Origin of the sequence: Mesorhizobium sp. CO1-1-7 (genome assembly GCF_020164885.1) — a bacterium.
Taxonomy (GTDB): Bacteria; Pseudomonadota; Alphaproteobacteria; order Rhizobiales; family Rhizobiaceae; genus Mesorhizobium; species Mesorhizobium australicum.
In genome coordinates, this window is record NZ_JAIUHA010000007.1 from 60,997 (window position 1) to 74,511 (window position 13,515).

General features: G+C 62.5%; 16 protein-coding genes. 11 read left to right on the top strand and 5 right to left on the bottom strand.

Annotation, left to right across the window (positions count from 1 at the left end; translation table 11 throughout):
• The first annotated feature begins 14 nt into the window (after positions 1-14).
• Positions 15-836 (top strand): phosphatase PAP2 family protein, encoded by an 822-nt coding sequence (locus LB516_RS16380; protein WP_224531434.1) that lies wholly within the window; start codon positions 15-17, stop codon positions 834-836.
• 93 nt (positions 837-929) lie between these two features.
• Here the strand turns inward: LB516_RS16380 and LB516_RS16385 are convergent, their stop codons facing one another.
• Positions 930-1,604 carry an alpha/beta hydrolase gene (locus LB516_RS16385; RefSeq protein ID WP_015318172.1) on the bottom strand — a complete coding sequence of 225 codons (675 nt, stop codon included), beginning with the start codon at positions 1,602-1,604 and terminating at the stop codon, positions 930-932.
• 254 nt (positions 1,605-1,858) lie between these two features.
• Between LB516_RS16385 and LB516_RS16390 the strand changes: the two genes are divergently transcribed.
• From LB516_RS16390 to sufC, 4 genes are read left to right on the top strand one after another with little or no spacing between them, the layout of a single operon-like run.
• The gene (locus LB516_RS16390) at positions 1,859-3,019 is read left to right on the top strand and encodes a cysteine desulfurase family protein (RefSeq protein ID WP_224719995.1); all 1,161 of its coding nucleotides are present in this window, start codon (positions 1,859-1,861) and stop codon (positions 3,017-3,019) included.
• A 27-nt stretch (positions 3,020-3,046) separates the two neighbouring features.
• On the top strand, positions 3,047-3,190 hold the full coding sequence (locus LB516_RS16395) for a hypothetical protein (RefSeq protein WP_015318170.1): 144 nt from the start codon (positions 3,047-3,049) through the stop codon (positions 3,188-3,190).
• A 46-nt stretch (positions 3,191-3,236) separates the two neighbouring features.
• Entirely contained in the window at positions 3,237-4,754 is a 1,518-nt protein-coding gene (gene sufB, locus LB516_RS16400; protein WP_224719996.1) for a Fe-S cluster assembly protein SufB, read from the top strand.
• 31 nt (positions 4,755-4,785) lie between these two features.
• Positions 4,786-5,541 (top strand): Fe-S cluster assembly ATPase SufC, encoded by a 756-nt coding sequence (sufC, locus tag LB516_RS16405; RefSeq protein ID WP_015318168.1) that lies wholly within the window; start codon positions 4,786-4,788, stop codon positions 5,539-5,541.
• 210 nt (positions 5,542-5,751) lie between these two features.
• Here sufC and LB516_RS29155 read toward each other — a convergent pair whose 3' ends face one another.
• Positions 5,752-5,943: a PEP-CTERM sorting domain-containing protein gene (locus tag LB516_RS29155; RefSeq protein ID WP_411969399.1), complete on the bottom strand. Its 192-nt coding sequence runs from the start codon at positions 5,941-5,943 to the stop codon at positions 5,752-5,754.
• On the opposite strand from LB516_RS29155, the gene sufD reads away from it, so the two are divergent.
• The 4 genes from sufD (at position 5,858) to sufA (ending at position 8,996) form a co-directional block, all read left to right on the top strand.
• Complete coding sequence (sufD, locus tag LB516_RS16410) at positions 5,858-6,850, top strand: Fe-S cluster assembly protein SufD (protein ID WP_411969400.1); 993 nt, start codon at positions 5,858-5,860, stop codon at positions 6,848-6,850. The two genes, LB516_RS29155 and sufD, sit on opposite strands and share 86 nt — an antisense overlap.
• 5 nt (positions 6,851-6,855) lie before the next feature.
• Positions 6,856-8,100, top strand: a complete 1,245-nt coding sequence (locus LB516_RS16415; RefSeq protein ID WP_140617006.1) for a cysteine desulfurase — start codon at positions 6,856-6,858, stop codon at positions 8,098-8,100.
• 21 nt (positions 8,101-8,121) lie between these two features.
• Entirely contained in the window at positions 8,122-8,514 is a 393-nt protein-coding gene (locus LB516_RS16420) for an SUF system Fe-S cluster assembly protein (protein ID WP_023773197.1), read from the top strand.
• Positions 8,515-8,615: 101 nt separating this feature from the next.
• On the top strand, positions 8,616-8,996 hold the full coding sequence (sufA, locus tag LB516_RS16425; protein WP_224719998.1) for a Fe-S cluster assembly scaffold SufA: 381 nt from the start codon (positions 8,616-8,618) through the stop codon (positions 8,994-8,996).
• A gap of 33 nt (positions 8,997-9,029) precedes the next feature.
• Here sufA and LB516_RS16430 read toward each other — a convergent pair whose 3' ends face one another.
• Positions 9,030-9,527, bottom strand: a complete 498-nt coding sequence (locus LB516_RS16430; protein WP_140874123.1) for a GFA family protein — start codon at positions 9,525-9,527, stop codon at positions 9,030-9,032.
• 90 nt (positions 9,528-9,617) lie between these two features.
• Between LB516_RS16430 and LB516_RS16435 the strand changes: the two genes are divergently transcribed.
• Positions 9,618-9,941, top strand: coding sequence for a TfoX/Sxy family protein (locus tag LB516_RS16435; protein ID WP_140662018.1), 324 nt, complete (start codon positions 9,618-9,620; stop codon positions 9,939-9,941).
• Positions 9,942-10,124: 183 nt separating this feature from the next.
• On the opposite strand, the gene LB516_RS16440 is transcribed toward LB516_RS16435, so the two are convergent.
• Entirely contained in the window at positions 10,125-11,042 is a 918-nt protein-coding gene (locus LB516_RS16440) for a pseudouridine-5'-phosphate glycosidase (protein ID WP_224719999.1), read from the bottom strand.
• A gap of 77 nt (positions 11,043-11,119) precedes the next feature.
• Positions 11,120-12,064 (bottom strand): carbohydrate kinase family protein, encoded by a 945-nt coding sequence (locus LB516_RS16445; RefSeq protein WP_224720000.1) that lies wholly within the window; start codon positions 12,062-12,064, stop codon positions 11,120-11,122.
• A 281-nt stretch (positions 12,065-12,345) separates the two neighbouring features.
• On the opposite strand from LB516_RS16445, the gene recA reads away from it, so the two are divergent.
• Positions 12,346-13,446 carry a recombinase RecA gene (gene recA / locus LB516_RS16450; RefSeq protein ID WP_013895892.1) on the top strand — a complete coding sequence of 367 codons (1,101 nt, stop codon included), beginning with the start codon at positions 12,346-12,348 and terminating at the stop codon, positions 13,444-13,446.
• The last annotated feature ends 69 nt before the right edge of the window (positions 13,447-13,515 follow it).

The window sequence follows — 13,515 nt, forward strand, 5'->3', positions numbered from 1 at the left end:
GAGTCCAGTTTCCAATGCTCGTGAAATCACGCCCACCAGTTACCAGCTCCCTCCTCGGGATAGGACGCCGGTCCCTCGACAATTTTCGCGACACCCTGCGGATCGCAAGGCGGCGCCTCGCCGTTCGGCCCGCTCGCTATCCCAACATCTCATGGTGGGCGTGGGGACTGGTCTGGGTCTTTCTGACGGCAGCCGCCTTTGTTCGTCTCGATACGCCGGCGGGGGTAGCCCATGGCCAATGGTCGGCGGGTGCCGCCAGGCTTGCCGAATTCTTCACACAGTTCGGACTGGGCGGCTGGTATCTCATCCCGTCCGCGCTTCTGCTTGTCGCGGCCAATCTGACGGATTGGCGAAGCCTTTCGCGGCGCGCGCTGATGCTGGTCTACAGTTGGACTTGTCTGGCTTTTCTGGTGCTGAGCGCCGTTGGCCTGTCGGGCCTGACCGTCAATGTCTTGAAATATGCCATTGGCAGGGCGCGCCCGCTCTACTTCCAGGATTTTGGCGTCCTTGCACTCCACCCCTTTGCCTTCGATGCGCGCTTTGCCGGCTTTCCGTCCGGCCACGCCACGACGATGGGCGCCGTGTTCGGTATCCTGCTGCTTTTGTTTCCGCGGCGTTGGTATATCGCCCTTGTGGTCACCGGCTGCATCGCCTCGACCAGGATATTCGTCGGCGCGCACTATCCGAGCGACACCGTCGCCGGCTTCGGCCTCGGCTGTGCCTTCGCGGTGGCCTGCGGACTGGTCTTTGCCAGGCTCGGTTTCATCTTCCGGCCGGCAGCTTCAGGATTGCCGGTCCGCAAATCATCGTTCCGGCTTATTGCCCCAGAAAAATAAGTCGCTGCCGAACCGTATCGTGGCAAGCCAAATGGCGAGGAGCGGACATTGTCCGCCCGCTCATAGCCCCACGAACACGCCTGGCCAGATGTCTTAACGCAGCCGCTTCGGCCTCGGATCGGACAATTCTCCCGCCAGCCGTCGATCGAGATAATCGGAGCATTCCTCGATCAAGAGATCGGCGTCGTTGGCGAAAAAGTGGTTGGCGCCGGGCAGGGTCTTCTGCGTGATGGTGATGCCCTTCTGCGTATGCAGCTTGTCGACCAGGCCTTGCACATCCTTCGGCGGCGCCACCTTGTCGGCGTCGCCATGAATGATCAGGCCTGAAGACGGGCAGGGCGCCAGGAAGGAAAAATCATAGGTGTTGGGCTGCGGTGCGATCGAGATGAAGCCCTCGATCTCGGGCCGGCGCATCAGCAGCTGCATGCCGATCCACGAACCGAAGGAATAGCCGGCGACCCAGCAGCTCTTGGAATCCGGATGCAGCGACTGCACCCAGTCGAGTGCCGCCGCCGCGTCCGACAACTCGCCGGTGCCATGGTCGAACTCGCCCTGGCTGCGGCCGATGCCGCGAAAATTGAAGCGCAGCGTGGTGAAATCACGCTTCTGGAACATGTAGAAGAGGTCGTAGACGATCTTGTTGTTCATCGTGCCGCCGAACTGCGGGTGCGGATGCAACACGATGGCAATTGGCGCGCTCTTTTCCCGCGAGGGCTGGTAGCGTCCCTCCAGGCGGCCGGCCGGACCGGTGAAAATGACCTCAGGCATGAAATACTCCACGTGACATACAAGTGCGCGGTGCCCGGAAAACTGTTCCTCTGGCCCCGCTTCCACAGACCTTGACGCAGGGCGAGCGTCTTCATAGAAGCTAGTTTAGAATTGTTCAAAACTGGGTGGCCGAAACGCAATCGCCCGGTCGCCCTCGCCGCAAGCCGCGTAAATAGGACGGCTTGCCTTGGAATTTCAAGGAAATAACGCCATACGTCGGCGGAATGGCTTCTGACGGGAAGAACTGGACAAAAATGGCCGCGAGACGCGCCTATCTCGACTATAATGCCAGTGCGCCGCTGCTTTCAGCGGCGCGCGAGGCCATGGTCGCGGCGTTTGATGCGGCCAACCCTTCTTCGGTCCATGCCGAGGGGCGCGCCGCGCGCAGGCTCGTCGACAATGCCAGGCGCGACGTGGCGGCACTGGTCAACGGCAAGGCCGAACATGTCGTCTTCACTTCGGGTGCGACCGAGGCCGCCTCGGCGCTTCTGACGCCGGACTGGCGGATGGGGCGCGGCGCCATTCGCATGAGCCGGCTCTACGTGTGCGAGGCCGACCATCCGTGCCTGCTGAATGGCGGACGTTTCCCGGCAAGCCAGGTAACGCGGATCGGTGTCGACGCCGATGGCATCGTCAACCTCGACGCCTTGACCGCGGCGCTCGCCGGCCACGACAAGGCCGACGGTCTGCCGCTGGTGGCGATCCATGCCGCCAACAACGAAACCGGCGTCATCCAGCCGATCGATCGCATCGCCGAAATCCTCAAGGCGGCGGGCGGCATTCTTGTCGTCGATGCCGTGCAGGCCGCTGGCCGCGTCTCGATCGACATGGCGGCTGGATACGCCGACTATGCAATTCTATCCTCACACAAGATCGGCGGCCCCAAGGGCGCCGGTGCCATCGTCGCCGCGGCCGACCTGATGATGCCGACGCCGCTGATCAATGGCGGCGGCCAGGAAAAAGGCCACCGTGGCGGCACCGAGAACCTGCCTGGCATTGCCGGGTTTGGCGCCGCTGCACGAGAAGCCCTGGCCGGACTGAAGGCCGTCGGTGCCGTGCGGCAGCGTCGCGATGAGGCCGAAGCCATCCTGAAGACGCTGGTGCCGGACGTGGAAATCTTCGGAACGGGCGCGCCAAGGCTTGCCAACACGACATTCTTCGCTATTCCCGGCGTGAAAGCCGAAACCGCGCAGATCGCCTTCGATCTGGCCGGCGTGGCGGTTTCCGCCGGCTCCGCCTGCTCGTCGGGCAAGGTCGGGCCGAGCCATGTGCTGAAAGCCATGGGATACGGCGACAGCCTTGGCGCCCTGCGCGTCTCGGTCGGTGCCGCGACCGCCGCCGAGGACATCGAACTGTTCCGCACCGCGCTGGCAAGCATTGCCGCGCGTCGGGCGGGTAGAGAGAAGGCCGCCTAGCGGTTGGAGCATCGGACGGAGAATCCGATGCTTGAGAAAAACGGATTTGGGCCTTTCGGCCTGGTAGAGCCGTGCGTTTCATGCTGGCCGGGTGAATTTCCGGTCGAGGCGCACTATATTGAACTTACGCTGCCGCGGATGCTGCTCGGTGTCCATTTGGCGGTGCCATAGTTTGAAAACTGTCGGGCCTTGACCCCGGCGTGGATGGAGAACGCTTATGCCTGCTGTGCAGGACACGATCGATCGGGTCCGAAAGATCGACGTCGACCAATACAAATACGGATTCCAGACCGAGATCGCCGTCGACAAGGCTCCCAAGGGCCTGAGCGAAGACATTATCCGTTTCATCTCGGCCAAGAAGGACGAGCCGTCCTGGATGCTGGAATGGCGCCTCGAAGCCTATCGGCGCTGGCTGACGCTGGAAGAGCCGACCTGGGCGCGCGTCAACTACCCCAAGATCGACTTCCAGGACATCTACTATTACGCGGCGCCCAAGAGCACGCCCGGACCGACTTCGCTCAGCGACGTCGATCCTGAGATCTTGAAAGTCTACGAGAAACTCGGCATTCCGTTGAAGGAGCAGGAGATCCTCGCAGGCGTCCAGAAGACCGACGCCTCGGAGTTCGAGGAAGCCAGCGACAACGTCTACAAGTCGGGCCGCGTCGCCGTCGACGCCGTGTTCGATTCCGTGTCCGTCGTCACCACCTTCAAAAAGGAACTGGCGCAGGCCGGAGTCATCTTCTGCTCGATCTCGGAAGCTATCCGCGAGCATCCCGAACTGGTGAAGAAATATCTCGGCTCGGTCGTGCCGACCTCCGACAATTACTACGCCACACTGAATTCGGCCGTATTCACGGACGGGTCCTTCGTCTTCGTGCCGAAGGGTGTGCGCTGCCCGATGGAGCTGTCGACCTATTTCCGCATGAACGAGAAGAACACCGGACAGTTCGAGCGCACGCTGATCATCGCCGAGGAGGGGGCCTACGTCTCCTATCTCGAGGGCTGTACGGCGCCGCAACGCGACGAGAACCAGCTTCATGCGGCGGTGGTCGAACTGGTCGCGCTCGACGATGCCGAGATCAAATATTCGACGGTACAGAACTGGTACCCCGGCGACGCCGAGGGCAAGGGCGGCATCTACAATTTCGTGACCAAGCGCGGCGACTGCCGTGGCCACCGTTCGAAGATTTCGTGGACCCAGGTCGAGACCGGCTCGGCAATCACCTGGAAGTATCCAAGCTGCATCCTTCGCGGCGACGATTCCTCGGGCGAATTCTATTCGATCGCGGTGTCGAACGGCTACCAGCAGGTCGACAGCGGCACCAAGATGATCCATCTCGGCAAGAACACGTCGAGCCGCATCATCTCCAAGGGCATCGCCGCCGGCTTCTCGCAGAACACCTATCGCGGTCAGGTCTCAGCGCACCGCAAGGCGACCAATGCCCGCAATTTCACCAACTGCGACAGCCTGCTGATCGGCGACCAGTGCGGCGCCCACACCGTGCCCTACATGGAAGCCAAGAACTCGACGGCGCAGTTCGAGCATGAGGCGACGACGTCGAAGATTTCCGAGGACCAGAAATTCTACGTCATGCAGCGCGGCATCCCCGAGGAGGAAGCCATCGCGCTGATCGTCAACGGCTTCGTCAAGGACGTCATCCAGCAACTGCCGATGGAGTTCGCCGTCGAGGCGCAGAAGCTGATCGGCATCTCGTTGGAAGGCTCGGTGGGCTGACCAGCCCAGATAAATATTCAGGAAACAAAGAATGCTTGAGATCAAGAACCTGCATGCTCGCATCGTCGATGACGGCACCGAGATCATCCGCGGCCTGAACCTGACGGTGAAAGCCGGCGAGGTCGCCGCGATCATGGGCCCGAACGGCTCGGGCAAGTCGACCCTGTCCTACATCCTTGCCGGCCGCGAGGACTATGAGGTGACCGAAGGCGACATCCTCTACAACGGCCAGTCGATCCTCGAAATGGATCCGGCCGAGCGCGCTACGTCAGGAATTTTCCTCGCTTTCCAGTATCCGATGGAGATACCGGGCGTCGCGACCATGGAATTTCTCAAGGTGGCCATGAACGAGCAGCGCAAGGCGCGTGGTGAAGAGCCGCTGAAAATCCCGGAATTCCTCAAGCGCGTGAAGGAAGCCGCCGCCTCGCTCAGCATGGACATGGCGATGCTGAAGCGGCCGCTCAATGTCGGTTTTTCCGGCGGCGAGAAGAAGCGTGCCGAGATCCTGCAGATGAAGCTTCTGGAGCCGAAACTCTGCGTGCTCGACGAGACCGATTCCGGCCTCGACATCGATGCGCTGAAGATCGTCTCCGACGGCGTCAACGCGCTGCGGGCGCCGGACCGGGCCTTCCTGGTCATCACCCACTATCAGCGCCTGCTCGAGCACATCGTGCCCGACAGCGTGCACGTGCTCTACAAGGGCCAGGTCATCAAGTCGGGCGACAAGTCCCTGGCGCTCGACCTCGAAGCCAATGGCTATGCCGGCGTGATCGGCGAAGCCGCGTGAGATGCCAGGTCATTTTGTGCCAAAAGACGGGGCAAAGCTGATGAATATGCACACACAACCGCAGCGCACACCGGCCGAGACAGCGTTGATCGACGCGTTCGGCGACCGGCTGTCGCTGTTGCCGGGCGACGGCGCGGTGATGCTGAAGCGCGACGATGCCATCGAAGCGATCAAGCACGGCTTGCCGACGCGACGCATCGAATCCTGGCATTATACCGACCTGCGCCGCCTTTTGAACGCGGTGCCGGAGTTCGACCCGGCCGCCGCGGCGAAAGCCATCGCGCCAATCGTCGACGGTTCGACAGTTCTGAGCCTGTTGAACGGCGTATCGAGTGCCAAGGCGCCGGTTGTCGAGGGCGTCAGCGTCCAGCGCCTGTCGGAAAAACTGACCGACGGCAGCATCGCGCCGGGGCTCGACCCCTATGGCAATGACGATGCCATCGGTGCGCTGAACACGGCTTTCGTTGCCGACGGCTACTTTGTCGACATCGCCGATGGCGCCGAACTGGAAAAGCCGGTCGAGCTGCAGAATTTGCAGGCCGGCGGCCAGACCCATGTGCGCTTGGCCGCTCGCGTCGGCGCCGGCGCCAAGGCCGTTATCGTCGAGCGTCAGGCGGGCGAGGGCGCGGCGCTGACCAGTTCGGTCAGCCAACTCGTGCTCGGCGAAGGTGCTGAGGTAACGTGGCTGATCGTGCAGGAGCAGCCGGAGACGGCGACGCATCTGGCACAGTTCAAGGCCCATATCGGCAAGAACGCGAAACTGACGCTGTTCGTCATGAACGCCGGCGGCAAGCTTGTGCGCCAGGAGATCATGGTCAAGACGACAGGTGAGGGCGCCGACTTCCGATTGCGCGGCATCAACCTGCTCGCCGGCGACACCCACACTGACGTGACCATGGTGCTCGACCACGCCGTGCCGCACACGACCTCGACGGAGATCGTCCGCAACGTGGTGACGGGCAAGGCGCGTGGCGTCTTCCAGGGCCGCATCAACGTCCATCAATATGCGCAGAAGACCAACGCCAAGATGGCCTGCAACACGCTGTTGCTGTCCGACGATGGCGAGTTCTCGACCAAGCCGGAGCTCGAAATCTTCGCCGATGACGTCGTCTGCGGCCACGGCGCGACGGTGACCGAGATCGACCACGACCATCTATTCTACCTGATGGCGCGCGGCGTCGACGAAAAGAGCGCGCGCGGTCTGCTGGTCAAGGCTTTCGTCGCCGAGGTGATCGAGGAACTGGACGACGAGACGATTGTCGAGGCGCTGGAAGCGAAGCTCGACGAGTGGTTTGTGACGCACGGGTGAAGCTGATGAACGCACCGGGCAAGATTGGAGATTTCTACGACGTCGAGGCGATCCGCCGCGATTTCCCGATCCTGTCGCGCGAAGTCTACGGCAAGCCGCTGGTCTATCTCGACAATGGTGCCTCGGCGCAGAAGCCGCGGGTGGTGCTGGACACGATCCAGCACGCCTATTCCCAGGAATACGCCAACGTCCATCGCGGCCTGCATTTCCTGTCCAATGCCGCCACCGACGCTTACGAAAAGGCGCGGGAAACGGTGCGCCGCTTTCTCAATGCGCCAAGCACCGACAACATCGTCTTCACATCCAACACCACCTCGGCGATCAACACCGTCGCCTATGGCTATGGCATGCCCAATATCGGCGAGGGCGACGAGATCGTGCTGTCGATCATGGAGCACCACTCCAACATCGTGCCCTGGCACTTCATCCGCGAGCGGCAGGGCGCCAAGCTGGTCTGGGTGCCGGTCGACGATCTCGGCGTCTTCCACATCGAGGAATTCGAAAAGCGGCTGACCGATCGCACTAAACTCGTGGCCATCACGCAAATGTCGAACGCGCTGGGCACGGTGACACCGATCAAGGAGATCGTGCGCATCGCGCATTCGCGTGGAATTCCGGTGCTTGTCGACGGCAGCCAGAGCGCGGTGCACATGCCGATCGACGTGCAGGATCTGGATTGCGATTTCTTCGTCTTCACCGGCCACAAGGTCTATGGCCCCTCGGGCATCGGCGTGCTCTACGGCAAGAAGGATAGTCTCGCCGGCATGCGGCCGTTCATGGGCGGCGGCGAGATGATCGAGGAGGTGACGGAAGACATCGTCACCTACAACGAGCCGCCGCATCGCTTCGAGGCCGGCACGCCGCCGATCGTCCAGGCGATCGGACTGGGCGCCGCGCTCGACTATATGGATTCTGTCGGTCGTGAGCGCATCGCCGCGCATGAGGAAGACTTGAAGACCTACGCCCACGAGCGCCTGCGCGCCATCAACTCGCTGCGCATCTTCGGCGATGCGCCCGGCAAGGGCGCCATAATCTCCTTCGAGCTGCAAGGCATTCATGCCCATGACGTGTCGATGGTGATAGACAGGCAAGGCGTGGCGGTCCGTGCCGGCACCCATTGCGCCCAGCCGCTGTTGAAACGCTTTGGCGTAACCTCCACATGCAGGGCATCGTTCGGCATGTATAATACCAGGGCAGAAGTCGACGCTTTGGCCGAGGCGCTTGAAAAAGCGCGCAAATTCTTCGGATGACGATTTTTTCGGGTGACGACCATGGATGATGTGAGCACCACCACCGAAGCTACGCCGGAAGCCGCCGGCAACAGCGTCGTTTCCGCCTCGGCCATTCCCGCCGATGAACTGGCGCGGCTGACCGACGACATCGTCTCGGCGTTGAAGACGGTCTACGACCCGGAAATCCCGGCCGACATCTACGAGCTTGGCCTCGTCTACAAGATCGACGTCGAGGACGACCGCTCGGTCAAGATCGACATGACGCTGACCGCGCCTGGCTGCCCGGTGGCCGGCGAAATGCCCGGCTGGGTGGAAAATGCCGTCGGTGCCGTCGAGGGCGTCTCCGGCGTCGAAGTCAACATGACCTTCGACCCACCCTGGACGCCCGACCGCATGTCTGAAGAGGCGCAGGTGGCGGTGGGCTGGTACTAGCGCCGCACCTGGCACACTTGCGCCGGTGATAAAACTTCACCATTTTAGGTGAGGAATCATTCGGCAGGCCTTGAACCTGCATGGAATGGAGAAGGAAAAACATGGGACGCTTTGCCGTCATCACGATGACCGAAAAGGCCGCTGACCGGGTGCGCGAGATCGTCGCCACGCGCGAAAACGCGCATGGCATCCGCCTTGGCATCAAGAAGGGCGGCTGCGCCGGCATGGAATACACGGTCGATCTGGTGACCGAGCCCAACACCAAGGACGACCATATCGAGCGCGATGGCGCCCATGTCTATGTCGCGCCGGAAGCCGCCCTGTTCCTGTTCGGTACCGAGATGGATTTCGAGCAGACGACGCTGCGCACCGGTTTCACCTTCTACAACCCGAACCAGAGCTCCGCCTGCGGCTGCGGCGAGTCGGTTGAGTTGAAGCCGGCCGATCTCAAGGCGCTGGCCGAGGCACGCGCTTCGGCCTGATCTTCCTTCGCCCCGTAAACGGGGCGAAGAAAGCTACTCCACCCACATACCCGTCCGCTTGTGCCAGTCCGCGATCGATTCCTGGGGATAGACGTCGAACGTCTTGTCGCCTTTGCCGATCTCAGGCTCGACCCAGTTCGCCTTGTATTTCAGCATCAGATGCACTTTTTCGGGTGGTTTCGGCAGGTCGCTGTCGATCGCCGAGGCGAAGGGATGCACCAGCTCCGGCCAGGTTGGGTCGTAGAGCCAGAGCGCCGACCCGCATTTGCGGCAAAAATTGCGCTCCCCGGTCGATATCTCGCAGTGGGGATGCTCGTCATCCTCGATCTCGGCGCGATAGACGCCGAGATTGCTCTTGCCCCTGATGTTCAGCGTCTCGTAGGCGGCGCCGAGATTGATGGCGAAACCGCCGCCGCCCTGCTGCTTGCGGCAGATCGAGCAGTAGCACAGCATGAACGGCACGGGCGTGTGGCTTTCCACCTCGAAACGCACGGCGTTGCAGCGACAGGACCCCTTGAGCAGCACAGGCATGGCTAAAACTCCGACAGGATAGCCACAACCTGTCAGCATGATTTTGGTTGCGGCGATGACAAGGCCAAATGCCGGTGACATGATCGCGGCATGGACAATGAGCGCATCGCGGAACTGTTCGAGGGCCTCGGTCCGGTCAGCATCCGAAAACTATTCGGCGGCAAAGGCATCTATTTCGATGGCGTCATCGTCGCCATCGTGCTGCGCGGCGAATTGCTGCTGAAAGCCGACGCGCAGAGCGCATCGGAGTTCGAAGCCGCGGGCTGCCGGCAATGGACCTACACCGGCTCTCGCCACGGCAAGCTTGTCGCCATGCCCTATTGGAGCATTCCCGACAGCGCTTTCGACGATCCCGACGAAATGACGGTGTGGGCGCGACGCGCCTACGAAGCTGGGCTGCGGGCGGGGAAGTAGGCTCCCGCCAGCGCGAGGCCACCCCCTCATCCGGCCGCTTCGCGGCCACCTTCTCCCCGGCGGGGAGAAGAGGGTTGCGTTGACGCTGCAAGCTCATCTCCCCTCGGGGAGAGGTCGGATTGCTCCGAATTGCCCTTTGCAATTCGGTCTTGGCAATCCAGGCGAGGGGGACTTTCGCAGTCCCTACAGCGCCTTGGCGATCTCAGCCGCCAGCCTTGCATTGTTCTCGACCAGCGCGATGTTGGTCTTGAGGCTGCGGCCGCCGGTGAGTTCGAGGATTTTTCCCAGCAGGAACGGCGTCACAGCCTTGCCGGTGACGTTGAGGGCTTCGGCCGCCTTTTGCGCGGCTTCGATGTAGCCCGCCATTTCTTCAGCGGGGATTTCGTGGGATTCCGGCACGGGATTGGCAATCAGCATGCCGCCGCCCAAGCCCAGAGCCAGGCGTGTCCGGTAGAAATGCGCGATATCTTCCGCTCCGTGCAAGGTCAAGGGCGCTCGGAACGGTGACTGCCGCGACCAGAAGGCCGGCATCGTCTCGCAGCCATGGCCGACCACGGGCACGCCGCGCGTCTCCAGCACTTCCAGCGTCTTTTCGATGTCGAGGATCGCCTTGGCACCGGCCGAGACGACGATCACCGGTGTACGCGCCAATTCATCGAGGTCGGCCGAGATGTCGAAGCTCTTTTCCGCCCCCTTGTGCACGCCGCCAATGCCGCCGGTGGCGAACACCTTTATCCCGACCATGTCAGCCGCGATCATGGTGGCGGCGACCGTGGTGCCACCGGTGCGGCCCTGCGCGACGGCGAAGCCGAGATCGGCGCGCGACAGCTTCATGGCGTCACCGGTCATCGCCAGCGATTCGCGTTCGCCGTCCGAAAGCCCGATCTTGATGCGGCCGTTCACCACCGCGATGGTTGCCGGCACGGCGCCGCCGTCAGCGATGATCTTTTCGACGTTGGCCGCCATGGCGCCATTGTCGGGATAGGGCATGCCATGGGTGATGATGGTGCTTTCGAGCGCCACCACCGGGCGCCCGGCGGCCAGGGCCTGCGCCACCGGTGCGTGGATATCGATGAAGGGGCGGGCGGTGTCTGGCGTCATCTCTGATCTCCAATCCGGAGTGCGGCGCATCCATCAGGAAAGCGTAGCTTCACCGCGCGTTATGAACTTGCCGGGTCTCATGCCACTTCCCTGGCATCCGGCACAAGGGCCAGCGCTTCCGCGAAGCTCGCCGCGGTGAATTCGGGCACCGCGTCGGCGCTTTCGATGGCCAGCGTTGCCGCGGCGACGCCCTCGCGCACGGCGTGGCGCAGCGGCTGGCCCCGCAGCAGTGCTGCGACCGTCGCACCTGCCAGCGCGTCGCCGGCGCCGGTGACATCGGCGACTTTTCTGGGGGCAGGCGGCAGGATCGAAAAGGCGCCTGTCTCATCGAAACCCAGCACAGGGCCGCTGCCGGCCGTGACCACGCCGCTGGCAAGGCCGCTGCACCGCAACCCGTCGACCATTTCCCGCTCGGCGGCCGCTGCATTGACACCGGCCAGCACGACGGCCTCTCGCCGGTTCATGAAGATCTGGGCCAGCCCGCCGAGAACCGGTATTAGCCGCGTTACCTTCGCCGGCGAAATCGCGATGGCGAAAACCGGTTTACCGGCGGCGAGCGACAGCAGCCGCTCCAGGGCGGCCGACGGCAGATTGGCGTCGCACAGGATGGCATCGGCGGCGGCCACCTCCTGGCGTATCTTGGAACGCCTGATCTGCTTGGGAAAAGCCAGGTCGTACAGTGCCATGTCGGCAAAGCCGACGATCAATTCGCCCTCGCGATCGATCAATGCCGTGTAGCTCGGCGTGGTACGGTCGAGGAACACCGCCGAAAGATCGGCGATGCCTGCCTCGGCGATGGCCCGTGAAACCGTATCGGCCGACGCATCGCCGCCCCGCATCGACACCAGGGAGGCCGACACGCCGCGCCGTACCATGCTGCGCAACGCATTGAAGACGCCGCCGCCGACATCCTCGCGCATCGTGCCGGGATTGGAGGCTGCCGGCACGTAGGGACCGTACACCTGGCCACGCCGGTCGATATGGGCGCCGCCCACGGCCAGGATCTTCGGGGATTCCACCATGGTGGCGATATGACCTTTGTTGTTGCGGCCGCACAAGCGCTAGAGTGCGCGACAGAGCTTCGCATGCTGGTCGGCGATTCGGTCGGGCGATACGATCGAGCCGTCTGGCCCAATGCGGAGCCCGTTCGTGCCAGGGTTTGCGAGACAAAAAAAGAACAAACCGCGATATCCTTTGTTTTTCAGTTGGTTGTCACCCCTTGCCAAATGAGAACAAAAAAGGTACAAAATGGCAGGGATCACGGATTGTCCGGCCTTCATTGACGACCAAGGGGTGATGTATCATGGCTCAGAATTCTTTGCGGCTGGTAGAGGATAAGGCAGTGGACAAATCAAAGGCTCTGGATGCGGCGCTGTCGCAAATCGAGCGGGCTTTCGGCAAGGGCTCGATCATGCGGCTCGGCGCCAACGAGCAGGTCGTCGAGATCGAAACGGTGCCGACCGGCTCGCTCGGTCTCGACATCGCGCTCGGCGTCGGTGGCTTGCCGCGCGGCCGTATCATCGAGATCTATGGGCCGGAAAGCTCCGGCAAGACGACCCTGGCCCTGCACACCGTGGCTGAAGCCCAGAAGAAGGGCGGCATCTGCGCCTTCGTCGATGCCGAACACGCGCTCGATCCGGTCTACGCCCGCAAGCTCGGCGTCGATCTTGAAAACCTGCTGATCTCGCAGCCCGACACCGGCGAGCAGGCGCTGGAGATTTGCGACACGCTGGTGCGTTCCGGCGCCATCGACGTGCTGGTGGTCGATTCGGTGGCGGCGCTGACGCCGCGTGCCGAGATCGAGGGCGAGATGGGCGATTCGCTGCCGGGTCTGCAGGCCCGCCTGATGAGCCAGGCGCTGCGCAAGCTGACCGCGTCGATCTCGCGCTCCAACACCATGGTCATCTTCATCAACCAGATCCGCATGAAGATCGGCGTCATGTTCGGTTCGCCCGAAACCACGACCGGCGGCAACGCGCTGAAATTCTACGCTTCGGTTCGCCTCGACATCCGCCGTATTGGCTCGGTCAAGGATCGTGACGAGGTCGTCGGCAACCAGACCCGCGTCAAGGTGGTCAAGAACAAGTTGGCGCCGCCCTTCAAGGTGGTCGAGTTCGACATCATGTATGGCGAGGGCGTCTCCAAGACCGGCGAACTGGTCGACCTCGGCGTCAAGGCCGGCGTGGTCGAGAAATCGGGCGCCTGGTTCTCCTATAATTCGCAGCGTCTCGGCCAGGGCCGCGAGAATGCGAAACTGTTCCTGCGCGACAATCCCGATACCGCGCGCGAGATCGAGCTGGCGCTCAGGCAGAATGCCGGATTGATCGCCGAAAAGTTCCTCGAAAATGGTGGCTCCGAGGGCAATGGCGACGACGGTTTTGAGGACGAAGCCGGCGCGATGTAGGCAACGGTCAGAATTTGGCCATAAATCCAGACTATTAGTCAATGCTTAAGTAACAGAGTTCTGTAGTAC